This window comes from Paenibacillus sp. WG02, from assembly GCF_055396115.1.
Genome location: NZ_AP036016.1, coordinates 7,741,599 through 7,767,719 on the forward strand (window position 1 = coordinate 7,741,599; position 26,121 = coordinate 7,767,719).

Consider the following 26,121-nt stretch of genomic DNA (forward strand, 5'->3'; position numbering starts at 1 on the left):
TGCGCCCCCTCATTTGTGCTTTCGCCAATCCAGACTGCTTTTAGACAGCAGATGTCCAAAATCGTTCTCAAGCCGTTTTTCTTCTGCTTTGCGAGCAGCTTCCGCCTTTGCTCTCTCTGCATCTTTCTTCGCTTGTTCCTCTGCTTTCATGGCATCAGCCTGCGCTTTGAGTCCCTCAAGTATTTCCGGGCGCAGTAAATCCTTAAGTGTTGTGGGTTTATCTTGCACGCTGGTAACAGCAGGAGTAGACGACCATTTTTTCTTTGCCATAACGGGTTCACCTCAGTTCAGTTTCTCCCTATTATTGTACACTTCTACTCGTGCAAATGATACGGTACCGTCGCCACGACGATATCTTTATCTGCTTGCAGCTTCGAACGAATGCGTGCAGCAGACTGGTTATGGAGCAGTCGATGCCACCATTTTTTCGGCATAAATTGCGGTAGAATGACCATAATGTTTTGTTTTTCCGAAACATGTGTGTCAATTCTCTCAATAAATTCAGCAAGCGGCTTAAGTATCGTCCGATAACGCGATTTAAAAATAACCAATCGAACGCCCGGATCCCATTTATCCCACTTCTCCTGCATCAATTCTTCATCTTCATCTGAGAACGATACATAGAAGGCAATCACGTTTGGCGACAACGATTTCGCATAGTTCAAGGACTGTGCCACAACCCGATGAATGCCCGCCACAGGCACAATAATCAAAGGCTCCTTCGTGCAAACCCGCTCAATCGTTATATCAATACGCAATTGCTTCGCTACATCATCGTAGTGATGACTAATTTTCGTAATTAACCAAAGCAGCAGCGGGGTTATAATAATAACAATCCACGCACCTTCGGCAAATTTAGTTATGGAAAATATGAGCAAAACAACAAGAGAAACGATCCCGCCTAAACCATTGATGAGCAGCTTTCCGATCCAACCTTTCACTCGCTCTCTCAACCATTTACGAACCAAGCCGCCTTGCGCAAGTGTAAAAGATAAAAACACGCCAATCGCATATAGAGGAATGAGTGCATCTGTCTTACCTTTGAAACCAATCAGAAGAATACTGGCAAGCACACCAAGCGTGATAATCCCATAGTGGAACGAAAGTCGGTCTCCTCGGAACGAGAACATACGCGGAAAGTTTTTATCCTGTGCCATAATGGATGCTAAGATTGGAAAGCCGTTGAAGCTAGTATTTGCAGCCAAAACCAGAATGAGCATGGTACCAATTTGAGTTGCATAGTACATCGCCCCACGACCAAAAGCCTGCTCTGTCACCATCGATAAGACGGATGTATGGCCATTAGGATCAGGTACAATACCATAACCCAAAGCTAATACCGTTACGCCTCCAAACACGATAGCCAAAAGTGTCCCTAAGGAAACTAACGTGCGCTTCGCGTTTTTAACGGATGGTGTGCGGAAATGTGGCACGGCATCGGAGATGGCCTCGATCCCTGTCACGGCGGAACACCCCGAGGAAAATGCTTTTAAAAGGACGAATAACGTCAATGAGCTTGTCATTGAACTCGGAGCAAACACTATAGGATGCATATTAATGGAACCCGTCAGCATATCGTATATACCTTTGCCCACTAGCAGTAAAATACAAAATATAAAAAAGTACGTTGGAATAGCGAAAATCGTACCTGATTCCGATGTTCCACGTAAATTAAGCCAAACCATGATCCACACAAGAACTAAAGTAATCGGAACAATATACGGCACCGCTGATGGAAACGCTGACGTAATCGCCTGCACGCCGGCAGAGATCGAAACGGCAACGGTAAGTGTATAGTCAATGAGCAGCGAAACACCAGTCAGCCTTCCCCACACCATACCTAGGTTTTCTTTGGAAACCATATACGCTCCGCCACCTTGCGGATAGGCCTCTATCACTTGTCTATAGCTCAAAACTAGCAGCATAATCAGAGCAATAATGGATAACGCAATAGGCAAAGAGAACGCAAAAGCGGCAACCCCAACAGTCGCAAGTTCTAAAAGAATCTGCTCAGTCCCGTAAGCAACTGACGATAAGGCATCCGAGGATAGGATCGGCAGTCCTTTCCAAACCGGCATTTTTTCGGATTCCATTTCGCTGGATTTAAGCGGTTTGCCAAACATAATTTTTTTCAATGAGTCGCTTGTCATTCGTGATAGTTCCCCCAATTAAACCTAATATCTGACGTATTCTTGTGTTTTAGGACGCAAAAAAACACAAGGATAGACCTTGTGTTTATACACATGTTCTCCTTCCCACGGTCGCTTACGAGGTTAGCTGTCGGGTTCGGGCCGCGAGAATCTGCCCTAAATGGTGCCATACGTAAGCACCTTTACTCACCCCATAAAACTTTTGGTTCCCCCGCTTTTCTAATAAGAAAATTAAGCGAAATATTCAACTGTAACGTACGAGTTGAATACTACTCTCTTCTTACAGCATAGTAAAGGATTGAATAAACTTAAAAAGATAACTCCAACCACTACATTCACTCAATAATACGCTTACAATCCTGCCATTCATTGATTTACTTCCATTCTCTTATTACATCGTGGATTTTTAACATTTGGCGAATAGCCCGGGTTGAGCATCACTGGTGGATTCGTCTTTTTTTACGCTTGACAGAAAAATACAACTACTTTAAGATTTAGCTGTATGATAGCTGTACAGCTATATAGCTATATAGACACACAGTTAAATCGAACTAAGAAAATTTATAGGGAGGTCACACGTATGACTGTTATTGTAAAGAAGATGTCGATCACTGGGTTAACCATTGTCATGTTAGCAGGAGGGATACTGGCAGGCTGCTCGTCGGATGAGAAGACGGGAAACGCGGGCGGAGACAAAAATGCGACCGTTACACTAAAAATGATTGAGAGTTTGACCAGCCCTGAAAGAACAACGCTTCTCAAAAACATGCTCGGCGAATTCGAGAAGCAAAATCCAACCATTAAAGTAGAGTTAATCTCGCCGCCGCTTCAGAATGCGGATACGAAGATCGCTGCTATGCTGGGAGCGAAAGAAAGTTTGGATGTTCTCGAGGTTCGAGATAATACCGCAAAACAATTTGTAACAAATAATTTCATCGAAGATCTGAAACCGTTTACAACGAAGTGGGAGAATTACAAGACGTTGAACGACAGTGCTAAAATGGCAGCTGAATACATTGATAACAAGCCATATTACATACCTTACGGGCTGTACCAGAAAGTATTGTACTATCGTCAAGACTGGTTCAAAGAAAAAGGATTAACCCCGCCGAAAACGTGGCAAGAGGTCTATGAAAAGGGCAAAGCGCTCACTGACCCAGCCAAGAATCGTTACGGATATGCGTATCGTGGCGGAGCAGGGGGCGATAACTTCTCCCTCATGATTATGCAAGCGTTTGTCGGTGATAAAATTAATCCGAACGACTCCATGTTCTTGAAGGACGGTCAAACGATCTTCTCCTCGCCGGAAGCGAAACAAGCCATGGAATTATTCACGAAAATTTATCAAGAAGCTTCGCCAAAGGATTCAACGAACTGGGCTTTTGCGGAAACAGTGGAAAGCTTCGTGTCGGGTGTAACCGCGATGTTGATTAACGATCCGGAAGTTATCTCCGTAACGAAAGAGAAAATGGCAGAAGGAACATGGGCGACAGCGCCAATTCCACTAGGACCCAGTGGTAAAGCTCCAAGATTCGTCGGCGCAGCAGGATGGGGAATGACATCATACACCAAACATAAAGAAGAAGCTTGGAAGTTGATCGAATTCTTATCGAGCCCCGAGCAGAACTTGAAGTTCGCCAAGGGCATTGGACTCATTCCGATTCACACTTCGGCGCAAGATGATGAATTCTTTAAAGTTGGGGCCTACCAAGCCTTTATCAATATGAACAATAATTCCAAAGATTACTTCATGATGAGAGATGCGACAAACTATCAAGGTAATGGCCAATTTAAAAAGCTTCAAGTTGAAAACAATCAGGCGATGATCCTAGGCAGCATGCAGCTGGATAAAGTTCTAGAGCAGTGGGACGCTTACTGGAAAAATGAAAAAGCAACTCAGAAAAAATAACCCGGATGACAAAGGTGCTTTGGAGGGGTCTGGATCAAAGGGACCCCTCCTTTCTTTGGATACTTACGGGAGGAGGACAAAGATGAAAGATAATGTAAACAAGTTCATATTTTACTGCTTGCAACCTTCCCTACTGGTCGTTTCTGTATTTACGTTTTACCCTTTCTTTCGGGGTGTTGGGATGGCGTTCCAGAAATATACACTATTCGATTTAACGGATATTCATTTTATTGGGTTTGACAATTTCACTCTCATATTTGGCCAGCCTGCTTTTCTGAAAGCTCTGTCCAACAGCTTCTTTTGGGTGTTTATCTCTCTTTTCTTACAGTTTACTTTAGGGTTCATTTTGGCATTGGTCTTGAAGAAACCGTTCAAAGGCAGAGGTGTCTACCAAGGACTAATCTTCTACTCATGGGCTATGTCTGGATTCCTGATCGGCATCATCTGGAGATGGCTGTTAAACGGCCAAATCGGTGTTATTAACGATCTGCTTTTAAAGATGGGCCTCATTACCGAAAGGATTGGTTTTTTATCCGATCCTAAGTGGGCGTTGCCTTCTGTGATTGCAGCTAACGTCTGGTACGGCGTAGCGTTCTTTGCTATCATGCTGCTTGCTGCGCTTCAGTCGATCCCTGCTGATCTCTATGAATCCGCTGGTATCGATGGGGCGAACAGTTCACAGAAGTTCTGGTACGTGACTATCCCTTACATTATGCCGACGATCATCGCTACTACTTTGCTGCGGGTGATCTGGATTTTCAATTTCCCGGATATTATATATGCGATGACCAATGGAGGACCTGCGGGCTCTTCACATATTTTGGCCACTTTCATGATGGATAAAATTATGTTCGGAGGCGACTACGGTCAAGCTGCTGCGGCAGGGGTCATTATGGTTATTCTATTAGCCATGTATACCGTGTTTTACTTGATGGCGACCAAGTCCGAGAAAGGAGCTGATTTCTGATGAATCCCATCATGAAATGGTTACGTCTCCCTGGAAAAGTGTTGTTTCTGGGCATTGTGCTGATCGTCATGTTATTTCCGCTCTACTGGATTTTCATCACTTCACTCAAGCCGTCCAAAGAAATTTTTAAGCTGCCCCTGCAATATTGGCCGTCAACGATATCATTCGAAAACTATATAAATATCTTCAAAATCTCCAATTTTCATATTTATATCTTTAATAGTTTGATCGTTTCTCTCGCTTCTGCATTCACAGTGCTTCTTATTACGACGCTCAGTGCTTATGTATTGGCTCGTCATAAATTTAAGGGTGGCCCTCAAATTATGTTCGCCTTTTTCATGACACAGATGATACCGGCTTTTGTCGGGTTCGCCCCGTTGTATCTCATGATGTCGAAATTCGGCCTGCTGAATCAGTTGTATTCACTCATTATTTTGTACACAGCCGGACTCATACCATTCTGCACGATTATGCTCCGCGGCTTTTTCCAACGCATTCCTGCCAGTTTGGAAGAAGCGGCTGTGATTGATGGATGCACGCGGTTGTCAGCGTTGTTCCGTATTATTATGCCGGTCATGCTGCCGGGTGTTGCAGCGACTTTTATTTTTGCTTTTGTACAAAATTGGAATGAACTCTTCATGTCGATCATGTTTATCGATAAAGAATCGGCCAAGACGATTCCGGTTGCTATGAACGGCTTCATTACGAAGTTTAATATTGATTGGGGCCCCATGTCTGCGGGAGCGGTGCTATCTGTTATTCCTACGATTATTATTTTCGCGTTTTGTCAGCGATTCATTGTTGAAGGATTAACACAAGGCGCCGAAAAAGGCTAATTCGTACATAGAATCATAGAAGCATTTAGGAGAAGGTGGAGGAAAGTATGCCAGAGATTCAGACATACAGCAAGAAGACCATCGTCACGCATGACGTGCATGATGAGCGACATTACGGTGCGGTCACGCATCCGATTTATCAGAACAGTTTGTTCACGTTTGAAACGCATGAAGAATTGGAAGAGGCGCTTGCCTTTGAAGTGAGTAGTATGATTTACACTCGCGGCAACAATCCGACGGTTCGTCTATTGGAAGAGCGTTTGGCAGAGCTGGAAGGCGGAGAGGAAGCGAGATGCTTTGCCTCAGGTATGGCAGCGATTTCGGCTGCCATCTTGTCAACCGTACAAGCGGGTGACCATATCGTGTGCGTGGATGGCTGCTACGGTCCAGCCAGAAGACTTATGAAAGAATATCTGGTGAAATTTCAAGTTGAGACTACCTTTGTTGATGGTAAGGATATGATGCAAGTTCTGGGTGCCGTACGTCCGAACACCCGCTTAATTTATTTGGAGAGTCCGACGAGCATTTTATTTGAACTTCAGGATTTAGAGCAAATCGCAGCGCTTGCAAAAAAAATTGGAGCAAAAACCATTATTGACGGTTCATGGGCTAGCCCATGCTTCCAAAGTCCGCTGTCTAATGGCATTGATATGGTCGTACACTCGATGACTAAGTATATTTCCGGTCATAGCGACTTGATCGGAGGGGTCGTGATTGGCGCAAAACAACATATAGATCAACTGTTCCGAGAGGAATTCCAGCTGTTCGGCGGTATCCTTCATCCGCAAAGCGCCTCCTTGTTTATGAGAGGTTTGCGTACATTGCCACTCAGGATGCATAAACTACAAGAGAATGGATTTAAGGTTGCCCATTACTTGGAAAACCAATCTTTTATCATAAAAATGAACCATCCCGGTTTGAAAAGCCATCCCCAGCATGAGCTTTATTGTTCGCAAATGTCGGGTAGTGGAAGTCTCTTTTCCTTCGAAACCCATATACCGATGGAACGCATGCGGTACTGGGCGAATCAACTGCAGTACTTCCGCAAGGGTATAAGCTGGGGTGGCTTCGAGAGCTTAGTGTACATGCCCAATCAGCCCGATAATCGGGTAATCGTTCGATTGTATGTAGGCCTTGAGGAGCCGGTCGATCTCATCAATGATTTGAAGCAGGCGTTTGCTTCGATTGGAGCTGAACATCAGAGCGTCATATAGAAAATAGTAAGGAGCCGTCCCATGGTCATGAAAGATGACTGAGGGAGGCCCCTTTTTTGTATATACTTATTTGATCAACGAGATACTTTGCGCTCTCCTTGAACAGGGACATTGAAAATAGCCAGTTCGATAGCATCCATCAATTGATGAAAGGTTGATATCGCTTTTACTTTGTCGCGGTCGGCGATGGCTTGGGCAATGGTAGGATGGAAAGGGAAGGTATCTTCGAAAAGCCGCTCTTGTCCAAGTGGAGCCTGCGCCCAGAACTTCTCAAAGAAAGAAGATAACGATAAAATAATGCCTTGCAGCACCAAGTTTCCGGATGCTTCATAAATGGTCTTGTGGAAGTTCCTATCTGCGACAGTCGTAATTTCAATGACTTCCTCGTGATTGCGAATTTCATCCAAGAATTGATGCATGAGCCTGATTTGCTCTTCTGATGCATGCTCGGTAGCAAGTTCTACAGCAAGTCCTTCTAATGCCCTGCGAACTTGACAGGCTTGGATCATGAATGTTTTTTCATCTTCTATATCAATTTTCATCGAAAATCGGTAGGAAGAGGGATCTTCGACATAAATGCCTTTACCATTTTGGATTTTGACAAAATCCATCGCTTCCAGCGAGCGCAGCGCCTCTCGAATCGAGGTGCGGCTTACGCCTAACATTTGAACGATTTCTTCGATGTGGGGCAGTTTGTCCCCTTTTTGCAAACCAGAATTCCGAATATAATCAATAATTTCTTGTGCAACGATTTCGTGCAGCTGTGGTTTTTTGATTTTACGCACCGAAGGGCCTCCTCATTCACGTACTACTATATGACTATATTATAGCATACATGTAGGATGAAGAGTTATTTCAAGAAAAACTAAACATTACCATAATCTCACTTAGCCTAGCAAAAATCCGGTTGGATTCTCAGTGTTCAATCATCCCTAATGTAAAATCGGAGCTACTAAGGCAGGCTTTTTCCCAGTCATGATACAAGGAATAAATTTCCGTCTCGCAAGGAAACCTAACCTCAGGTGATATAACATGAATCTGACAGAAACAACGGATATGGACAAAATTAAACGTCAATTTGAATCAAATAGTGATTTTGTGATGCAACGAAAGCAACTTTTGGGTCAGCAAGTTGTCTTTTGTTATTTTCGTCCCTTTGTTAATTTAGCGCATACGAACCAATTATTTTCTTGGATGGATTCCAGTCCAATCAGTGATTGGCAACAACAAATAAGCCTATTGAATGGCCAATTTAACGCTACTTATGACAAGCAGATGAACAGCTTATTGGAAGGTAACTTAGTTATTTACTTACTCGATAACCCTATAAGAAATTTTGTGATCAAGCCCGTACCAACCATGATTAAGAGAGCGATAGATGTTCCACAAAATGAGAATGTGGTTGAGTCTTCCTACGGAGCATTTAACGAGGATTTGGACACGAATATGGCGCTGATCCGCAATGAGCTAAGATCCCCTACGCTAACCATGAATACTTTATTGATGGGAACAAAACAGCCAAAACTCACCACCTTAGCTTATTTATCCGACTCTGTTAATCATAGGCTGCTTTCCTCCTTAATGAAGAAGCTTGAGGCAAATAAAGCAAAGGAATTTAATCATTTGCAAGAAATCATCAAGGTATTGGGAGAGGGGAATTTCAGTCTTATTTCCCCTTGTCTAACTTCTGAGCGACCGGCAGAAGCAGCAGACCATTTGAAAAACGGTCGTGTTATCCTGTTTATCGAAGGACTTCCGTTCGCTTTTATTTTGCCAGTTATCATTACTGATCTCTGGTGCGTTAAATCCGATCGCAACTTTCCCAAGGCCACAATGATTACCCTTCGGATGCTTCGGATTATCGGCTTGTTTATCGCTTTAGTCCTACCTGCTATATATGTATCATTGGTCTCTGTGAATCCAGAGGTATTGAGAATTCAGCTAGCCTTGTCTGTTGCCCAGAGTCGTGAAGGGGTACCCTATCCGGCCTTTTTGGAAGTCATATTTATGTTAATTATTCTTGAGATGCTGATTGAAGCCAGTGTTCGTCTTCCCAAGAGTATCGGTCCTTCGATAACGACAGTGGGTGGAATTATTCTTGGGCAAGCCGTTGTAAGCGCCAAATTGGTTAGTAATCTATTCATTATTGTTTTAGCAGCTTCGGCTTTAGCGAATTTTACATTAAACGGGGTACAAAATGGGCTATTTATTCGATTATCTAAATATGTTTTGATTGTGTTTAGTGCTATTTTTGGTGTTCTCGGTACGATTGGCGGACTCATTTGGCTGTCCATCTATATGGCCTCTATCTCGACATTTGGGGTCGCTTACATCAATGTAAATGTAAAGGAAGGTCCCCAGGATGGTTAATAAAATATCCGTCTATCTGACATTCATCATTTTACATTTCGGGCTGATATTTTTCTTATATCCTGAGAAAATATTTGAATCGACAAGCAAAGGCCATTGGGAAGCTATCCTGATAGGCTGCCTATTTGAAGCAGTCATGATGTGGATCTATCTAAGAGGACTGTCATCTTTCCCTAACATGACGATCGTTCAGATTTGTAAACAAGTATTGGGGCCCTGGATATCAAGAATCCTTCTAATTCCAATTATGTTATATTTTCTCGCGACTCTAGTATTAATTTCTAGGGTATATTCGGAAATGATGACCATCGTATTTTTACCAAAAACGCCGATAGTGGCCTTACTCTGTTTTATCTTCTTGGGCTTGTTTGCAGCCTGGTATGGCATCAAGACTGTGCTCCGAACAAGTGTTATTATCTCCGTTTTGTTCATACCTTGGATTTTTGCAGCACTCAGCAGCTCCATATCAAATTTCGATATACGTAATGCATCCCCAATTTGGAACACGAACTTTGATTTTTTGAAGCATCCTGCTTATTATTCCAGTTTTTTTGCTTTTTCCGGGTTTTTATTTTTGGGTATGATTCACCCTTTTTTTCGAAATGTCGCGCGCAGCCGCAAGGTATTTATACTTTTGATGGCTGGCTTGTTTCCTTTATATTTGGCTTCCGTTTATATCCCCCTTCTCATTTTCGGACAAGAGACTGTCATTCAATTCCAATTCCCTCTTCACACGGGGATGGATACGATCGATATGAGCTGGTCCATATTCGAGAGAATGACGCTGTTTTACACAACTTCTACGATTGCTTTTCTAGTTCTCTATAGTGCGGTTTTAATTTGGATCATAGCTGAGATGTTTCGAAACATTGTAGTACCCTTATCCAATAAATGGTTGAGTGTAATTGTTACAATCATGGCCTACATGCTAAGTTCACTGATTCCGGGTTGGTCTGAAACCGAACACCTACTTTGGCTGGATACTGGGCTACGAGCTTATAGTATCTTTGTCTTTCCGGTCGTAATTGGGATTATTGGCGCGCTGCAAAGGAGGCGAGTTAACCAAGGATGATATACATATTGCGTTCAGTTCTAGCACTCCTAGCCATATCCCTGTTATCAGGCTGTTGGGACAATAAGGATATTAATAAAAGGATACTACCTGTGGCGATGGCTATTAGTCAAACAGATGCCAAAACGTATAAAGTGGGGCTTCGAGTGCCACAACCTAATTCCTCAAATACGACACCACGAATATTAACGGGGGAAGCCTCAACCATTAGTGAAGCCTTGGATCGGATACGTGGAAATGTAGAAAGTAGTATTGATTTACTGCATCTCAAACTTCTTATGATTGATGAAAAAACCGCTAAGGTTGGTATAAAAGAAGTGCTTGAATATGCTATAAGGTCTCATGACATTGCACCTAAATCGCTGGTTTCTGTGTATAGAGGTGATTTTATCGAACTGTTGAACAAAAAAGAGCAAGGCGGAGCGGAGGGGGGCACTGCGAGCTATGATTATTTCAACAAGCTGGCTGGCTGGACCCCCAATACGTCTATTGTGTATTTATGGGAAGCATTTCGAGGGGGCTTTTCACATACGGAAGATTATGCACTTCCTATCATTAAATCTGGAGAGCGTACAATGTTTAAGTTAGATGGTTCCGCCATTATGAGTCGGGGCGTCATGGTTGGAACGATTTCTTCGGATGATACGCTCATATACAACGTTATGAAAGGTGATTTTCAGGGGGCCAATGTAGAAGTAATGGAGCATGCCACTGTTCTTATCATCGACGTGGATTTTAAGCATCGTCATCATTGGGATGGCGATACACCGCAAGTAGAAACGGATATGAAGGTCGTTGGCATGCTTTTGGAGACGAAGGGTAACCCCCGTAAAGAACAGATTAAGGAAGAACTCACAAACTTGTTGAATAAAAGAGCTAAAGCGATGCTTGACAAGCTGCAGGAAAATCAGTCTGATTTATTTGGTTACGGACAATATTTCCGTAATGATCTGTCGCATGATCAACTAAAACAATGGAGAGAATCGTGGTATCCACGGCTCAAGATCATATTAAATGTAAAGGTGAATATTAGAAATAGCGGGAATTTGAAATTTAATACGATTGATTCGTGAGCCCATTCTACGAACGCTTCAAACCTAACTTTTCAACATCTGCCAGCCACTTTTCACGCTGCTTATCTGTTGAAGACTTAACGGGAGCTATTTCTGTAATCTTGACGGGATTGACTCCACTGAATTGCAAGGTCCCACGCTTCATGACATGATGCCCTGCTTGTTTGTACACCCAACGATAGTACCAAGAAGGCGTATCCATGGTTACGATGAGACGGGCAGACTTCCCACTCAACAATTTGTCCCAGAACATGGAATTTGGACGATACCGATAGGCGAAGCCAGGCAGAAATACACGATCGATGAACCCCTTAAGGATCGCTGGGACTGTCCCCCACCATATCGGATAGACGAACACCAGGTGATCCGCCCAACGGATCGTCTCTTGAGCCGCAAGCAAATCCTCTTCTAACTCCAGCCGTTGATGGTAGCCGTATTTCAAATTCGGTTCAAAAGTCAAATCGCCTATATGAATGCTGCGTACCTCCGAGCCGCTAGCAATTGCACCCTTCTTGTAGGCCTCCGATAACGCTGTGCAGTAGCTCTTGGCATAAGGATGTCCGTTAATAATGGCTATGTTTGGTCGCATGATCCTGCCTCCTCGTGGCTCTGTTTATTCATCTTTCATCACTGTGCGTGTTAAGATAAAGTAAGAATAAGCCATTTGGAATTAGAAAAGTATGATGAAACATGCGAAAATCTTATTCTTATGTGCAGAATGGAGGTCGCGGGATTGTTACCAAACTACTCAGGGTTATCTGTATCCCTTGTTTATCCAATTATCAAAGCCATTGTGTTCAAGGGACATAACAAAGACGAATTTTTCAAAAAAGCAAATATAGATGAATCCATTTTTCAAGACCCCGAGGCTCGGTTGTCGGAAGAGGATTTTGAACGCTTGACGGAAGTTGCCGCTGCCATTACATCGGATGACATGTTCGGATTACATCAAGGACAAAACATAGAGGTTTCCGATCTGGGGATTCTTGGATATGTGATGCTTCATTCAAAAACAATCGCTCAAGGCTTAGCCGCTTTTCAAAAATATAATGTGATCGTATGCAATGGGTACAACATCAATTGGCAAATAGAGGAGAATGACGTTATCATCGGGTTGTCCTATAATCATCCTTACAAGCAACCATCCAGGCACTGCATAGAGGATATGGCTAGCTCTTTGTACCACTTAATGATAAGGCTAAGCTGCCGAAACATTTCTTTAAAAGAGGTGCATTTCACTCATACTCTCTCCACGGAGATTGACGCATATACGTCGGTATTAGGGATCATGCCGCAGTTTGGTAAGGATTCGAATGCGATTCGAATAAGCAAGGACATTCTGGAGTATCCCATTTTATTAGCGGATTCCAAGCTATTAGGGACCTTCGAGGCTATCGCGGAGGAAACCAGACACAGACTCATGCAAGGTCGAACTTTTTCCGACCAATTATACAATTGGATTATGAAGGACATGCCGATGCCTTTTCCAAGTTTAAAAGAGACATCGTTGGCTTTCAAAATGAGCGTTAGAAGCATTCAGGCAAGGTTAAAGCACGAAAATACAACCTATCAAGATATCTTGAATCGAGCTCGAAGAGAGCTTGCTGTGGGTTATTTGGCTAAACCGGAATATAAAATAGGAGAGGTCGCTTACCTTCTTCACTTCTCAGAGCCAAGTGCCTTTCAAAGTGCTTTTAAGAAGTGGACTGGGGTAACACCAAGACAGTATAGGATGGATTTATTGAAACAGCTTCAACTATGAAAACATCCAAAACCAGAAAGCCCGAAAGGGCTTTTTTGCGTTCATCCAGTGTTTAAAAACTACATCGCTAGACCGAGAACTTTTTAAAGCTTGCGTCGGATGAGTGAAACACCTCGTGGATCTATACTTAGAGAAGCGTTTAGGAATTTAATTAAAGATGAGGTGTAATGATGAAAAAGCAAGGAAACAACAAGACGTTAGTTCTAATCGGTCTGCTGCTAGGCCTGGTATTCTCAGAGTTGGATCAAACGGTTGTATCGACGGCTCTGCCTACTATTATTCGCGATCTGCACGGCATGACACTTTATGGCTGGGTAGCAGGGATATACATGCTCTCGATTACGATGTTCATGCCGATCTTCGGCAAGCTTGCCGATATTTATGGCCGCAAGAAGATTTATTTAAGCTGTGTGGCCTTATTTATGATCGGATCCATCATTAGTGGACTCGCTGATTCGATGACCATACTGTTAATCGGAAGAGGCGTTCAAGGAATCGGTGCCGGTGGACTCATGCCTTTGGCCATGATCATCATTGGCGATACATTTCCGCTGGAGCAGCGAGCCAAGGTCCAGAGCCTTGTCGGGCCGTTATTGATACTGCCACAGCTGATCGGACCTACGATTGGCGGGTATTTCGTGAGCTATGTGAGCTGGCATTGGATCTTTCTGATCAACATTCCTATAGGACTTATCGCTGCCTTTATCGTTTCCAAAGGCTTACGTGAAACGATCAACACCGAGAAAAAATCCATTGACTGGGCAGGAGCCTTCACACTCGTTCTTGCCATGCTCTCACTTCTTCTGGCTCCGGTCTTGATCGACATCAAAGGCTATACGTGGTCTTCCCCTGTTATAATTGGCTTATTGACGCTATTCGCAGCTCTTACCATGCTCTTTATTCGAATCGAATCGAAGGTTAAGGAGCCGATTATTCCGCTTGTACTCTTCAGAAATCGATCCGTCGTTGTTTTGTCCTGCATTGTTTTCTTGACGATGCTTGGCATCATGGGAGGCATGTCTGGGTTCCCTTTTTTCGCACAGAATGTCATGGGAATGTCACCAACCGCGTCTGGTTACTTGACGCTAGCTTTCATGGCGGGTGCGATTCCTGCTAGTATTCTTTGCGGTAATCTCATAACGAAGATCGCCTACAAGAATCTCTTTATCGTATCTTTTATTTTCCCGATCGTAAGCTATGTCCTTCTATCACGCTTACAGGTTGATACAACAGTTATCTATATTATCGCGGCGTTCTTCATTTTGGGACTTGGGATCGGCGTTCTATTCGGTTCAGACAATCTGATCGTGCAGGAGTCCGTTGCACAGGAACACAGCGGAGTCGGGGTTGCAACCGTGCAGTTGTTACAGGCTATTGGTACCACGCTAGGGTTCAGTATCTTCGGCAGCCTGCTTTCCAGAAATATCGCCAGCGGTTTATCCGGATTGTCGGACCAATTCCCAGAAGGAACTGCACAGACAATCCTAAACGGAGGCATCCCACAGGGGCTCTCAGATGACTTACTGCTGCAGATCAAAATGGTATTTACAGAGGCGTTCCAACACATTTTCGCTATAGGCATCATTTTCGCTATCGCAGCTTTCATAGCTTGCTTGTTTATGAGAAAAGAAGTGCTGACGAATGCGGAAGAGGCTGTGAGTACAAAAGACGTGCTGACTTCCAAAGAAGCTCAGACTAGAAATACATGACAGAAATATATGACAAAATGAACGGCTTACGCCGTCCTCGAACAAGTGTGTGCAATGGTTAATGCACAGCATTTTAGTCCCAGGATGTATATGTTGAAGCAATAATTTTCTAATTCCCCCCATTGCCCATAAACAAACCAACGAACAATCAAACAATTTACAGCAAAAACACAAAGTCACTTACCGAATGATTATGCCTCCACAATCTCACTCAGCTCAGCAAAATCGATAGATAACCATACTAATTAGAGGGAAACTTGGACTTCTCCCTAGCCCCAAAAAAACTTAATTTCTGGCGTAAAGCAAAAAACTGGAGAGAAAATCAGATTAATTTCTGATCTTCTCAATCCAGTTTTTGCTTCTTAATTAATTCGGCACGTGATAATTGCGGGCTGTTGTTTTTTGTTTGAAAATCATTTTTTTCCATATGAGCGGGATGCCGCCAATGAGGTATAGATAGCGAGCATCGATGACTTTTTTCAGGAGAGCGGCGAATTTCCCTTTGACTTTCTTCACTTTGAGAAGACCGACTGCCTCTCCTCTGCCCAAGGATGCCACGGTCCCTTTGAAATCGTAAGCGAAGGGCTTAAGGTCGCGGCCGCGAACGGCACATAGAAGATTTCTCGCTACGTTGTAACCTTGCTGAACGGCAATCTGGGCATTCGCCGGGTAAGGCGTCCCCTCAGGGCTCATCACAATGGAGCAATCACCGGTAATAAATACATCCGGATACTGGTAGGAGCGCAAGCACTCGTCCACTTTGACCCTCCCCCTCTGAACATCAAATCCCGCTTGCTGTAACAAGGAATTCCCGCGAATGCCTCCCGACCAAACAATGGTGCCTGCTCGAATGAACTCGCCATTGCCAAGAATAACGCCATCTGGTGTGCATTCCTTAATCGGTGTGGATAATTTATACTGAACACCTTTGCGGCGCATGACTTCCATGCCGTATTCGACAAGATCTTCAGGCAAACCGGGAGGCAGCGCCGATGGAGAGGCTTCGATATTTATAATTTGCACAGTGGACGGGTCGACGTCATAGGTCCTGCTCAACACAGGGATCCGATCCGCCAATTCCCCCACAAACTCTGTTCCAGTGAAGCCGGCGCCCCCAACCACAAAGGTGAGGTACTCTTTCCTCTTTGGCTCCATTTTTGACTTGGCAAACATATATTCAATATGCTGGCGAATAAAGCGCACACTATTAATGCTCTTAATCGACATCGCATATTCATTCATCCCAGGAATACCGAATGTCTCGGTCTCACTCCCAAGCCCAATAACCAAATAATCGTAGGAGAGGTCTCTATCCCCGAGCACAACCTTCTTTTCCTCAGGCAAAATTTGACTTACCGTTGATTTCACAAAATGAATCTTATGCTCATCAATTAAATCCGCAATCGCCACACGGGCATTATCGTGATGATCGGTACCGGCAGCCGGCATATGCAGATGCGTCGTGATGTAGTGATAATCATGTTTGTTCACCAAGGTAACATCCATCTCACTTGCTTTCATCTGCTTCTGAAGCCTAATAGCTGTGACCAGACCACCGTAACCTGCGCCAAGAATAACCACTTTCGGTTTGCTCATTGAAATCCTCTCCTCCGATTTGTGAAATAAATCACATATATATGTGAAAAATATCACATACTTTTATAAGAAGAGTCGGTTGACGACTCTTTCTTCTATCATATGTTATTTCTCATCGAAAATCACTATAAATTTGACCAATTTTTGAACAATAAGCGTTTTATTTGGATTCGAAGCCTCCGCTCTTCGCTTTATCATGTAATCTGCGTAATCGAAAACAGTTCATTCCTGCTACGCCGAGCTCCTCCAGCAAACCAAAGTTCGCCCAAGCTCCCACCACCGCCCCGATGCCGGGAACGAGCTGGAGCATTTTACGAAAATCAATTGTATCCCGATATTCCTGCTGCAGCTGCTGCCAATCCACTAGATTCATGTAGTCCTCAGCCGGGGGGAAGGAATGCGAAATGGTATGCCAATTCTTAATGGTATGAAGAAGATCCGGCTTCTTATTCGGACTGGAAAAAGCAAGTTGAAACACATAGAGAATGAACAACCGCTCCCTGTAATCTTTCGTAGAGTAGCCGTACGCATGCGCCAGCTCAAATAGGAATTTCAATTTAATGCCGATCAGAATCGGGAAATCCGCCAGTCCTAGCAGGATCCCGCCCGCTCCCGTACCTGCTCCTTCTGCTGCGGCAATCTTTTTATATAAGGATAATAATTCCTCAGCTCTAGCATCGCTATCTGCTAAGGAAGCGCCGTATATCGGGTCGTTTTTGGGGATGTAATTCATACCGAATAGGGTCGTTTGCACGATCCCTTTGACGGTCGCGGTGATCGTTTTATGAACCTTATCGGGAATCAAATTATTGATGCTGGTTTGAACAGATTTGGAGGCTCTCTCCATCAGGTTGGGAGCCTTCTGCTGCCGGATTTCCCAGCGTTTCAGCTTCTTCAACATCTGCTGCTCGTAAATTGTGTACGCTGTTTCCAATCTCGTCACCGCCATTTCTGTTCTTGATTTAAGTATAGTATACGGAGGGATTGGTCTCAACATGACGTGGCGGGCGAAGATGAATACGTAGAGTGGCGGGAAGAGGAGCGGCGAGTGGAAGCAAGAAGTTACAAGATGACGAGCGACAAAGACTCAAGAGGAAGAGCGACAAGACTCAAGCGGAAGAGCAAGATGAAGAGCAAGGGGCTGTCCCAAAGTCATTTTTGCAAAATTCAGCTCCCACACTGTGAATTTCGTAGTCTGCTTGCTACTTCCATTGGATTAATCCAGTGGAAGTGGGGATTTGACGGCCTAAAAGTCAATTCCATTGGATAATTCCAATTGAAGCACGAATTTCGAAGCCTCAGAGTAAAGAGGCTGACTCAAAAGGATAATAACCTAGCGAGCAGCCTCTATTTTGTTTCGATACGGAGCGAAATCTAACAGGAGTTCCTCCAGTTAATTTGACGTTAACTGTTCTAAACGGTCATCTAACTGGAAAACCTCCCTCTAATTTTTGGGAGAATCGCTATTCCTCGAGAAAACATCAGAAATAACGGGAGATTTTTTTCCATGTAAACTAAACTTTTTCAGAAAAAAAACCAAATTAAGGGTAGGTTTTCCATGTATTACAACAGTGAAAAGAAGAGGCAGCCTAAAGATGAACGCCTTATGGGACAGCCCGTATGAATCTCGTTTTGAATACCGATTCGAATGTCCAAGATGATGAATAGGCCTAAAGGGCTGTCCTCAAGTAGATTTATCTACATTTGGGACAGCCCCCTGAATTTAGAATTGCATGAAGAGTAGTAATGTAAAACAAAGAATGCCCATGGCAACGAGGATGCTGTCCATACCTCGCCACTGTAACGTGTTTTTCCTCAGCAGCAGCTGTTTGCCGTCGATTTTTTTCAGTTCCATTGCAATGGTCATTTGCTCAGCCTTATGAAACATAGCGAGCAGCAAAGGGACGACCAGCGCCGGGATATCTCGTGAACGAACAGCCCCCGGGCGAATTGATGCTTTGCCTCTGGCTCTGACGATGGCTGAGAACCGCTGCCACTCCCGCAGGATAAGCGGAATGAAGCGGAAAATCAAGGAAACGGCCAAAGAAAACGATTCAACTGGCAGCTTAACTTTGTGGAAATATTTCAAAGCCCAATTGAGCCCTTGCACGAGCTGACCATAAGGCGTCGTGACGGCTAGCCAATAGCCTGCCATGAGGACGAGAAACAAACGTGTTAACGTGAGTGCCGTGCTCCAGCCACGCTCCGCCGAGAAACCCAGCGGAAACTGCCCTTCAGCGGTTGACCAGTCCAGCCCTGCCAGAAGGATCGAAATGAACATGAAGATCAGGAATGGCAGGGCGATCTTCATGCTGCCGCGAAGGACGGATCGCGGGAGGCCGAGAAACGCGAGGCTGAGGAGCAGCATGGATGCCGCGAGGCCGCTCCACTGCTGCTGCTGCATCGTCTCGATGACGAGCAGCAGGTAGAGCAGCCACTTCGCGCGCGGATCGATCCGCAGCCATGCGGCCTGCGGCGGCTTCGCTGCCACGCCAGCTTCGCGCGTGGCCTGCGGGCCCGGCGCTGCCGCTTGCGGCGCCGGCCTAGGGCTGGCGCTGGCGCATTCGCGCAGCGCCTCTGCGATCGCCGGAGCGGCAAGCTCCGGCGTGAGGTCCGGCGCGATGGCGATGCCATAGCGCGCCAGCTCTATAGCGGCCTCCACACAGCTCGGGAGGCCGACCCCCGCGCGCGTCAGCACCTCCGGCGCGCGGCAAAGCTCTGCCGGCGAGCCGTCGAAGACGAGCGCGCCGCGATCTAAAACGAGGACACGGTCCGCTAGCGGAAAGAACGTGTCCAGGTCGTGCGTGGCGATGACGAAGCCGCCACGCTCTCTAACGCGAATGATGCGCAGCAATTCGCGGACGGCTGCCGCCTCTAAGCCGGCAGTTGGCTCATCCATGAGGAGCCAATCCGGCGCGGTGGCGAACGTTGTGGCCAGCGCGAGCCGGCGCTGCTCGCCGCCGCTCAACGAGAAAGGCGAACGATCCATGGCGATAACGCCACGTGGATCGAGATCAGCGCAAGCGGCGTGAATGCGGCGCTCGCGTTCGTCCGCCCCGAGCCGGTAAGGACGCAAAGAGTACGCGAATTCTTGGCGTACACTGCGTGCGAACAGCTGCTGCTCGGGGAATTGAAAGATAAGACCTAGACGCAAAAGATGGGCTTGGTCTACTTTCCGCTTGTACCACAATGGCTGCTCATCGAGGGTAATTGTTCCTGAGGTTGGTTCCACAATTCCGGCCAGGACCTGAAGCAATGTTGATTTTCCAGAACCTGTATGACCAATCAATAAGGTTATTGATCCATCCGTTAGGTTGAAGTTGATATCCTTCAGCAGTTGATTGTTAGGGTCATCCGGAGCATTTACCCGAATGTCCTGCAGAGCTATGGGCATAAGGATGACACCGCCTTGGCCAGCTCTTCCATTTCTATCGGGAGGATATCAAGCTGACAACCTTGCTGCAGCAGACCAATGGCTGTCTTAACCACAAAAGGCGGATCAAACCCTAACGCCATACAAGGTGTCATAACCGATAATTCTCTCCCTTCCCCATAAAAAAACGCTCTCGGCTCCCCATCAAAGGTAATCCGTCCCTCTCCAAAACCAACAACTCGCGTAGCATCCGCCAACTCTTCCAAGCGATGAGTAATCCACACAATCGTCGTCCCCTGCTTATGCGCTTCGCGTACCGCTTGGCGCACTTCATTCCTTGCCGCAGGGTCCAGCATAGCGGTCGGCTCATCTAATACAAGGATCGTTGGATGAGCAGCAAGCGCTGCCGCGAGATTCACCAACTGCTTTTGCCCGCCGGATAACGTGTTAAGTGTTCGCTCGATTGGGATCGTCAATCCAACGGCAGACAAGACTTCAAGGTACCACGCTTTACATGCTTCAGTGCTTAAATTTTGCCCATGCGGTAAGTAGTCCAGCTCTTCCTGAACCGTATCTCCAACAAACTGGGCGTCCGGTATTTGCAGCACACCGCGAGTTAGCCTATTCTGGTCTTGTTTATGAACGAACTGCCCACTGGAGAGCGGACTTAAGCCCAGTAGTACGCTGGCTAGTGTGCTTTTACCGCTGCCATTTGGCCCTATGACGACAATCCACTCACCCTGACGAATATCCATGGAGATATCGGACCACACTTGCCTTCCTTCTCCCGATTCGGTTCGATAGATAACGGAGGCTTTCTCCAAAGAAGCTAAAATCTCTCTGTTTGTCATATGTAAAAAGTTCCTTTCACTTTCACAAAAGATGTGCTATCATCTGATTGTCAACCAATACATATCGAGTCGGTTGACAATACATTTACAATACCAGAAACAGGAGCGATGAACAATATGAAACTCACTCTTCGCGGCGTTGTTTTCAGTGCACTATTTGCCGCTATTCTCGTTTTATTCAGCTTTGCGAAAATTTCTCTTCCTCTGACACCTGTACCTATTACATTGCAAACACTGGCGGTTATGCTTGCCGGCGGACTTCTGGGAGCTCGCTATGGATTCCTTAGTATGGCACTCGTTGTTGTCCTCACAGCTATCGGATTTCCCCTGCTTCACGGGAATGGCGGTTTAGGTGTCGTCCTCGGACCTACTGGAGGCTTCATTATGATTTGGCCAATTTCGGCTATGCTTATCGGTCTTATTTTACCTCGTATTCGCATGAATGGCATCATGGGTTACATCGCCGCCTTCTTAGTCCTTGAAGTATTCGGCTCTCTTATTCTGTATCTGGCCGGAGTTCCTTGGTTAATGTACAAAGTACCTACCTATACATTCGCCAAAGCCATGGCAGCAGCGTGTTATCCATTCTTAATAGGAGATGCCATCAAAGCTGTGGTGGCCGCACTAATTATTGCTCCTGTTCGCCAAGTATTCCCCCCGCAAAGACTTACGGGCTCCTCTTCCCATAGCGTGGTTAAAAGTAATAGTCCTACTGATCTTAGCGTTTAAGGCTTTGAAATTTACCTTTTATACGTGTCAATGCTAGCACTTTCCCACAGTAGTGAATAACGGCCTTACAGCCGTAAAAGATCTGAGCACTCTCTCAAATCTTTTACATCTGTAAGGCCGTTTTTGTATTGCTTTTCAAGTGAGCATATCAAATTTTTTACGATTTTGTAATGTGCAGCACGGAATTTTTATTCGATTGTAATGCCCTGACGTGTAAGCTAATTCTTGTAGACAACAGCACGATGCAAACAGCAGAGCAATCCAAACATCAACGAATAGGAGTGTTATATATGAAAAACAGCAAAAAGACTTTAGCCGCATTAACCATCACAGCAACCGTAGGTTTATCAGCAATTCTTCCTTTCAATGCATTAGCAGCTAATCCTTTCACGGATTCTGCCAACTCAACTCAAGTTCAAACAGCGATTGAACAATTAGCACAGCAGCAAGTAGTTTCCGGTTATGAGAACAACACTTTTAAGCCGAATCAGAATGTAACTCGCGCAGAGGTTGCCAAAATCGTCGCATTAGCGCTTCATGTGAGCATGGACCCAGCTGCAGCCAACCATTTTCACGATGTAACGAAAGGTGATTGGTTCTATTCCTATGCAGTTGCCCTTGAGACTCTAGGTGCCATGAAAGATACAGCCGGACAATTCCGGGGAGGTCAATCCATCTCTTCCGATCAACTTGCTGACGTGATTGCGAGCGTGTTGAAAGTTGATAAAGCAGCCGTTGAAAAGCTGCCAAGCTTTGCATCTATCACAGGCAGTCAAGTGACGCGCGGCCAAGCCGCTCTGCTTATTTTTGAAGCTCAGCAATTAGCGCCTATTCAAGTGACTAAGCTCCAAGCTTTGAATGCCATAACCCTGCAAGTTACTTTCTCGGCACCGATTCCGGCGGCAGAATTGGAACTGGATCAAGCGTCCAAAAACTTTGTTTTTGACAACGGCCTAGCGATCAGTAATGTTCCACGGTTAAAAACAGGCTCCAAATCCACCTACATCGTTCCAGTTCCTACCCAAAAAGCCGGGACAACTTACACGCTGACTTATAAAGGTAAGCCTGCTGGTACTTTCACAGCGAGCACGGAAAAAATCGCACTAAAATCCACAGCGCAGGTGGCTAGTGATTTGTTTGAAGTTGAATCCAACTTGGCTGATGGTGTTGCTGATTACGGTTATGTGATTGCAGCTTACAGCAAAAGCCGCCCAGGCTCATTCATCGTTGACGAGAACAACAGCTACAACGGCAAAACATATCAAATTCTTTCATCGATGCGTAATCGTCAAGTGCAAATTACCCCTGAGGGTGGTAGAGCAATGACAGCGAACTACTTGCCATTCACACAAGCAACTGATGGTCGACAAGCACCTAAGTTTATTCTACCTAACGGCGAAACGTTCAAAGCCGGCGTCAAATATACAGTTTCGGCTGACTGGGCTACTCTCGCGAATCCAACTTTTACAGCCAAAGAAATCGCGCCGCTTACTATCCAATCCGCTGCCGCGGTTGATACAAAGACGATCGCTGTTACACTTTCGCAAGATCCTAAGGATGAAATTTTTGTCTCTCGCCGAGTTACACTTACCGCAACTGATGGTACAGTATTAACGGCCGAATACACGCTGACTTCACGTAAAGGCGCTGTAGGTACTTTCGCTCTTCTTAATAACGCTCAACTCGTTCCAGGCACTTCTTATACCGTTGCTCCAGTAGGCAAATGGTCTACGGCAACTGGCGTCACTTTGACTTTAGCCAAATAATCTTCACATTAAAAAGATAAAGAGATCCGAGGGTACCTTGAATGAGGTGCTCTCGTTCTATTATTTATCCGTATCCCACAAATCCGAGGTGAATTCCCATGTTGCTTAAAAACCATTCATTCCTGACCATATTGACTCCGCTCACGCTGCTTCTTCTATTAATAGGCTGCGGGTCGCGTCCCGAAAAACCCATTTCGGCTCTCTCAGCATACATTTGTGGTTAATAAGCATCCTTCTGGCTCCGAGTGTGTGCCGTCATATTTGAAACTAACGGCATTTTTGGGAATGTACGTTTATACATATACATGCTTTCTGTAGCACAGAATCACTCCAAAAAAAATTAGCAATCAGACTCTCCTGACTGCTAAAGTTTAACTTAAATAACTGCTCTTCAAAGAATTACTTTTTCTCTGTCGCGAAATAAAGCAGGGCAATGATCGGAAAAGTTATTCCAATCCATAGTGCTGCACTCCATCCCCCTGATGCGTATGCCCATCCACTCATTGCAGATCCCAAGGCGCCACCAAAAAAGAAAATAGCCATGAATAGCCCGTTCAGTCTGCTGCGAATTTCCGGACCCAATGAGAAGATCGCGCGTTGCCCCAATACAAGATTTGCGGATACTCCAGCGTCCAACAGAATAGCTGATATGACTAAAACTGTTACTCCGACAGGGGAATTTGTTTGAATTATCAGCGGCAACAACACTGAAACGATGACAATACCGAGAGCTATTCCTGTGGCGGGTCTAGTCCAGCCCCGATCAGCTAAGCGACCAGCCACAGGCGCAGCTATCGCACCTGCGACTCCTACAAGCGCGTACAATGCAATGGCCTTCTGAGAAAAATGAAAAACGGGACCAGATAATAATAATGGAACAGTTGTCCAGAATAAGCTGAAAGTCGCAAACACACACGCATGATAAGCAGCCCGTCGTCGTAAGATCGGGGTTGTTCGCAGCAGCTGCCACATTGAGCCAAGCAACGCTACATAGTTCGTGCTTGCCGTTGGCTTTCTTGCTGGCAGCACTTTTGACAGTAAGATCGCCAAGACAATGACAGCTGTCGCTGACAAGGCAAATATTGCATGCCAGCTAAAGAAGTCAGCCACCAGGCTCGATAACGGACGGGAGAGCATGATGCCAAGTAACAGACCACTCATGACATTGCCAACAACGCGGCCCCGTGTAGATTCTGATGCAAGGTATGATGCAAAAGGTACGAGCACTTGTGTTGCGACCGACCCCAATCCAATAAAAAGGGAAGCCGTTAAGAAAAGCATAGGGTTTTTCGTCATTGCTGTGACGATCAGTGCAGCTGCTGTGAGAATTAACGATACTACTACTAGCCTTCGGTTTTCAACAATATCTCCCAAAGGTACGATAAATAGCAAGCCGAAAACGTATCCAATCTGGGTTAATGTTACGATCAAGCCAGCACTGCTAGCAGAGAGCCCGATTGAAGAGCTAATTAACCCCACCAAAGGCTGTGCATAATAAAGATTAGCTACTATGATACCGCATGCGGTCGCCACAAGCATGGTTAACCATGTTGGAATATTTTTCTCGATTACTTGTTTTTTTGAAGCAGTCATAGGTACCACTCCTTATTTGGTAATAATTTTGTAGTCAATTAATCCATTATTTCACGACATTTGGAATTTATTCTGTATTTATAAGGAGCGAATGATGTTCAATACACCGGAAGGCTCCATGCCTGTTCTGTAGTCTTGTTCTGCAAGCGCCGTGACGATTATCCCTTCATTATCGATAACATACGCAGCTGGTACGACCAAGAATTGTCACCATTATATTTATCTTTTCTTTCATGTATTGAATGATCTGGTTTTGCGGGCTAAAGGGCAAGTCACTGCCAACAATCATCATCCAACTTGAGATGCAGCTCTCTTTCATTACTTGTTCCTTTTGCAGTTCCTCCTCCTCGTGGTTATTTTCCAAGTTGCGGAAGCATAAATCTTCTGACTCATAAATTAAATACTGAACGTATAGTTCATTAATCGATGATTAAATCATATACTGAACGTCCGGTTTTGTAAATAGCCATTTCATTTTTTTTACTTTGTGTTTCGTATTGAGTATACTGAACGTACAGTTTATATTTTTCCAGTTTTTATTCAAATAGGCGAAAGGGATGATTCTGGTGCAGGTCAAAAGAGGGCGGCCACGTAATGTTGAAACGCAAAAGGCTATCCTTTCCGCTTCCTATGATTTATTGCTGGAAGATGGCTTTGGATCGGTCACAGTTGAAAAAATTGCTGATCGCGCCAAGGTTAGCAAAGCGACGATTTATAAATGGTGGCCTAATAAGTCTGCAGTGGTGATGGATGGTTTTCTATCTGCCGCATCGGCAAGACTGCCCGTGCCTGACACGGGCTCGGCATTCAATGATATTCTTATTCACGCCACGAATTTAGCCCGGTTTTTGACAAGTCGGGAGGGTACAATCATTAAGGAGTTATTAGGCGAGGGGCAGTTTGATTCAGGATTAGCGGAGGCCTATCGGACCCGATATTTCCATCCACGCCGGCTTGAGGCCAGGAGTATTCTGGAGCAGGGGGTTCAACGCGGGGAATTGAAAAAAAATCTCGATATTGAACTAAGCACCGATCTCATTTATGGGCCGATTTTCTATCGCTTGCTGGTGACCGGTGGAAAGTTAGACGATTCCTATGTGCAGCATTTGGTAATGAACGCATTTGAAGGAATCCGCTCGAACTGAAGCCGC

The 26,121-nt window shown here is 45.1% G+C and carries 22 protein-coding genes and 1 riboswitch; of the genes, 12 read left to right on the forward strand and 10 right to left on the reverse strand.

The features are described 5' to 3' along the window. Nucleotides 1-9 precede the first annotated feature (9 nt). Entirely contained in the window at nt 10-270 is a 261-nt protein-coding gene (locus tag ACBP55_RS34920) for a YqkE family protein (RefSeq protein WP_464648242.1), read from the reverse strand. Nucleotides 271-314: 44 nt separating this feature from the next. Beyond that, nucleotides 315-2,150, reverse strand: a complete 1,836-nt coding sequence (locus tag ACBP55_RS34925; RefSeq protein ID WP_464648243.1) for an APC family permease — start codon at nt 2,148-2,150, stop codon at nt 315-317. 97 nt (nt 2,151-2,247) lie between these two features. Beyond that, nucleotides 2,248-2,398, reverse strand: a riboswitch (cyclic di-AMP (ydaO/yuaA leader). 332 nt (nt 2,399-2,730) lie between these two features. Between ACBP55_RS34925 and ACBP55_RS34930 the strand changes: the two genes are divergently transcribed. The 4 genes from ACBP55_RS34930 to ACBP55_RS34945 all read left to right on the forward strand — a co-directional run bounded on the left by ACBP55_RS34930 (nt 2,731) and on the right by ACBP55_RS34945 (nt 7,076). Then, complete coding sequence (locus ACBP55_RS34930; protein WP_464648244.1) at nt 2,731-4,059, forward strand: ABC transporter substrate-binding protein; 1,329 nt, start codon at nt 2,731-2,733, stop codon at nt 4,057-4,059. 82 nt (nt 4,060-4,141) lie between these two features. Beyond that, nucleotides 4,142-5,026 carry a carbohydrate ABC transporter permease gene (locus tag ACBP55_RS34935; protein WP_464648245.1) on the forward strand — a complete coding sequence of 295 codons (885 nt, stop codon included), beginning with the start codon at nt 4,142-4,144 and terminating at the stop codon, nt 5,024-5,026. Beyond that, nucleotides 5,026-5,862: a carbohydrate ABC transporter permease gene (locus ACBP55_RS34940; RefSeq protein ID WP_464648246.1), complete on the forward strand. Its 837-nt coding sequence runs from the start codon at nt 5,026-5,028 to the stop codon at nt 5,860-5,862. The genes ACBP55_RS34935 and ACBP55_RS34940 overlap by 1 nt, the downstream gene beginning before the upstream one ends. A gap of 47 nt (nt 5,863-5,909) precedes the next feature. Then, nucleotides 5,910-7,076 (forward strand): trans-sulfuration enzyme family protein, encoded by a 1,167-nt coding sequence (locus ACBP55_RS34945; protein ID WP_464648247.1) that lies wholly within the window; start codon nt 5,910-5,912, stop codon nt 7,074-7,076. Nucleotides 7,077-7,150: 74 nt separating this feature from the next. On the opposite strand, the gene ACBP55_RS34950 is transcribed toward ACBP55_RS34945, so the two are convergent. Further along, nucleotides 7,151-7,861, reverse strand: a complete 711-nt coding sequence (locus ACBP55_RS34950) for a FadR/GntR family transcriptional regulator (protein WP_464648248.1) — start codon at nt 7,859-7,861, stop codon at nt 7,151-7,153. A 247-nt stretch (nt 7,862-8,108) separates the two neighbouring features. Between ACBP55_RS34950 and ACBP55_RS34955 the strand changes: the two genes are divergently transcribed. From ACBP55_RS34955 to ACBP55_RS34965, 3 genes are read left to right on the forward strand one after another with little or no spacing between them, the layout of a single operon-like run. Next, the gene (locus ACBP55_RS34955) at nt 8,109-9,446 is read left to right on the forward strand and encodes a spore germination protein (RefSeq protein WP_464648249.1); all 1,338 of its coding nucleotides are present in this window, start codon (nt 8,109-8,111) and stop codon (nt 9,444-9,446) included. Further along, nucleotides 9,439-10,518, forward strand: coding sequence for a GerAB/ArcD/ProY family transporter (locus ACBP55_RS34960; protein ID WP_464648250.1), 1,080 nt, complete (start codon nt 9,439-9,441; stop codon nt 10,516-10,518). The genes ACBP55_RS34955 and ACBP55_RS34960 overlap by 8 nt, the downstream gene beginning before the upstream one ends. Then, nucleotides 10,515-11,591, forward strand: coding sequence for a Ger(x)C family spore germination protein (locus ACBP55_RS34965; RefSeq protein ID WP_464648251.1), 1,077 nt, complete (start codon nt 10,515-10,517; stop codon nt 11,589-11,591). The genes ACBP55_RS34960 and ACBP55_RS34965 overlap by 4 nt, the downstream gene beginning before the upstream one ends. 7 nt (nt 11,592-11,598) lie before the next feature. Here the strand turns inward: ACBP55_RS34965 and ACBP55_RS34970 are convergent, their stop codons facing one another. Beyond that, a complete protein-coding gene (locus ACBP55_RS34970; RefSeq protein WP_464648252.1) occupies nt 11,599-12,180 on the reverse strand; it encodes an NAD(P)H-dependent oxidoreductase in 582 nt (193 codons plus the stop codon). 144 nt (nt 12,181-12,324) lie between these two features. Here ACBP55_RS34970 and ACBP55_RS34975 point away from each other — a divergent pair, with 144 nt between their 5' ends. Continuing rightward, nucleotides 12,325-13,353, forward strand: a complete 1,029-nt coding sequence (locus ACBP55_RS34975; RefSeq protein ID WP_464648253.1) for an AraC family transcriptional regulator — start codon at nt 12,325-12,327, stop codon at nt 13,351-13,353. A gap of 167 nt (nt 13,354-13,520) precedes the next feature. After that, nucleotides 13,521-15,062 (forward strand): MDR family MFS transporter, encoded by a 1,542-nt coding sequence (locus ACBP55_RS34980; protein ID WP_464648254.1) that lies wholly within the window; start codon nt 13,521-13,523, stop codon nt 15,060-15,062. Nucleotides 15,063-15,428: 366 nt separating this feature from the next. On the opposite strand, the gene ACBP55_RS34985 is transcribed toward ACBP55_RS34980, so the two are convergent. From ACBP55_RS34985 to ACBP55_RS35000, 4 genes are all read right to left on the reverse strand, one after another. Beyond that, nucleotides 15,429-16,658 (reverse strand): NAD(P)/FAD-dependent oxidoreductase, encoded by a 1,230-nt coding sequence (locus ACBP55_RS34985; protein ID WP_464648255.1) that lies wholly within the window; start codon nt 16,656-16,658, stop codon nt 15,429-15,431. 160 nt (nt 16,659-16,818) lie between these two features. Continuing rightward, complete coding sequence (locus ACBP55_RS34990) at nt 16,819-17,592, reverse strand: EcsC family protein (protein WP_464648256.1); 774 nt, start codon at nt 17,590-17,592, stop codon at nt 16,819-16,821. 789 nt (nt 17,593-18,381) lie between these two features. Further along, a complete protein-coding gene (locus tag ACBP55_RS34995) occupies nt 18,382-20,052 on the reverse strand; it encodes an ATP-binding cassette domain-containing protein (RefSeq protein WP_464648257.1) in 1,671 nt (556 codons plus the stop codon). After that, nucleotides 20,043-20,882: an ATP-binding cassette domain-containing protein gene (locus ACBP55_RS35000; protein WP_464648258.1), complete on the reverse strand. Its 840-nt coding sequence runs from the start codon at nt 20,880-20,882 to the stop codon at nt 20,043-20,045. The genes ACBP55_RS34995 and ACBP55_RS35000 overlap by 10 nt, the downstream gene beginning before the upstream one ends. Before the next feature lie 117 nt (nt 20,883-20,999). Between ACBP55_RS35000 and ACBP55_RS35005 the strand changes: the two genes are divergently transcribed. Both ACBP55_RS35005 and ACBP55_RS35010 read left to right on the forward strand, forming a co-directional pair. Beyond that, nucleotides 21,000-21,611, forward strand: a complete 612-nt coding sequence (locus ACBP55_RS35005; protein ID WP_029198142.1) for a biotin transporter BioY — start codon at nt 21,000-21,002, stop codon at nt 21,609-21,611. 290 nt (nt 21,612-21,901) lie between these two features. Continuing rightward, on the forward strand, nt 21,902-23,377 hold the full coding sequence (locus ACBP55_RS35010; RefSeq protein WP_464648259.1) for an S-layer homology domain-containing protein: 1,476 nt from the start codon (nt 21,902-21,904) through the stop codon (nt 23,375-23,377). Between the two features lie 399 nt (nt 23,378-23,776). Here the strand turns inward: ACBP55_RS35010 and ACBP55_RS35015 are convergent, their stop codons facing one another. Together ACBP55_RS35015 and ACBP55_RS35020 are read right to left on the reverse strand one after the other, a co-directional pair. Beyond that, nucleotides 23,777-24,970: an MFS transporter gene (locus ACBP55_RS35015; protein ID WP_464648260.1), complete on the reverse strand. Its 1,194-nt coding sequence runs from the start codon at nt 24,968-24,970 to the stop codon at nt 23,777-23,779. A 78-nt stretch (nt 24,971-25,048) separates the two neighbouring features. Continuing rightward, complete coding sequence (locus ACBP55_RS35020) at nt 25,049-25,171, reverse strand: hypothetical protein (protein ID WP_464648261.1); 123 nt, start codon at nt 25,169-25,171, stop codon at nt 25,049-25,051. 356 nt (nt 25,172-25,527) lie between these two features. Here ACBP55_RS35020 and ACBP55_RS35025 point away from each other — a divergent pair, with 356 nt between their 5' ends. Beyond that, the gene (locus ACBP55_RS35025; protein WP_464648262.1) at nt 25,528-26,115 is read left to right on the forward strand and encodes a TetR/AcrR family transcriptional regulator; all 588 of its coding nucleotides are present in this window, start codon (nt 25,528-25,530) and stop codon (nt 26,113-26,115) included. Nucleotides 26,116-26,121 lie beyond the last annotated feature (6 nt).

What these genes read in the sequence shown, in the direction of transcription:
- ACBP55_RS34920 (WP_464648242.1), bottom strand. Translation starts at nt 270, where the DNA reads ATGGCAAAGAAAAAATGGTCGTCTACTCCTGCTGTTACCAGCGTGCAA.
- ACBP55_RS34925 (WP_464648243.1), bottom strand. Translation starts at nt 2,150, where the DNA reads ATGACAAGCGACTCATTGAAAAAAATTATGTTTGGCAAACCGCTTAAA.
- ACBP55_RS34930 (WP_464648244.1), top strand. Translation starts at nt 2,731, where the DNA reads ATGACTGTTATTGTAAAGAAGATGTCGATCACTGGGTTAACCATTGTC.
- ACBP55_RS34935 (WP_464648245.1), top strand. Translation starts at nt 4,142, where the DNA reads ATGAAAGATAATGTAAACAAGTTCATATTTTACTGCTTGCAACCTTCC.
- ACBP55_RS34940 (WP_464648246.1), top strand. Translation starts at nt 5,026, where the DNA reads ATGAATCCCATCATGAAATGGTTACGTCTCCCTGGAAAAGTGTTGTTT.
- ACBP55_RS34945 (WP_464648247.1), top strand. Translation starts at nt 5,910, where the DNA reads ATGCCAGAGATTCAGACATACAGCAAGAAGACCATCGTCACGCATGAC.
- ACBP55_RS34955 (WP_464648249.1), top strand. Translation starts at nt 8,109, where the DNA reads ATGAATCTGACAGAAACAACGGATATGGACAAAATTAAACGTCAATTT.
- ACBP55_RS34960 (WP_464648250.1), top strand. Translation starts at nt 9,439, where the DNA reads ATGGTTAATAAAATATCCGTCTATCTGACATTCATCATTTTACATTTC.
- ACBP55_RS34965 (WP_464648251.1), top strand. Translation starts at nt 10,515, where the DNA reads ATGATATACATATTGCGTTCAGTTCTAGCACTCCTAGCCATATCCCTG.
- ACBP55_RS34970 (WP_464648252.1), bottom strand. Translation starts at nt 12,180, where the DNA reads ATGCGACCAAACATAGCCATTATTAACGGACATCCTTATGCCAAGAGC.
- ACBP55_RS34980 (WP_464648254.1), top strand. Translation starts at nt 13,521, where the DNA reads ATGATGAAAAAGCAAGGAAACAACAAGACGTTAGTTCTAATCGGTCTG.
- ACBP55_RS34985 (WP_464648255.1), bottom strand. Translation starts at nt 16,658, where the DNA reads ATGAGCAAACCGAAAGTGGTTATTCTTGGCGCAGGTTACGGTGGTCTG.
- ACBP55_RS34995 (WP_464648257.1), bottom strand. Translation starts at nt 20,052, where the DNA reads ATGCCCATAGCTCTGCAGGACATTCGGGTAAATGCTCCGGATGACCCT.
- ACBP55_RS35000 (WP_464648258.1), bottom strand. Translation starts at nt 20,882, where the DNA reads ATGACAAACAGAGAGATTTTAGCTTCTTTGGAGAAAGCCTCCGTTATC.
- ACBP55_RS35005 (WP_029198142.1), top strand. Translation starts at nt 21,000, where the DNA reads ATGAAACTCACTCTTCGCGGCGTTGTTTTCAGTGCACTATTTGCCGCT.
- ACBP55_RS35010 (WP_464648259.1), top strand. Translation starts at nt 21,902, where the DNA reads ATGAAAAACAGCAAAAAGACTTTAGCCGCATTAACCATCACAGCAACC.
- ACBP55_RS35015 (WP_464648260.1), bottom strand. Translation starts at nt 24,970, where the DNA reads ATGACTGCTTCAAAAAAACAAGTAATCGAGAAAAATATTCCAACATGG.
- ACBP55_RS35025 (WP_464648262.1), top strand. Translation starts at nt 25,528, where the DNA reads ATGATTCTGGTGCAGGTCAAAAGAGGGCGGCCACGTAATGTTGAAACG.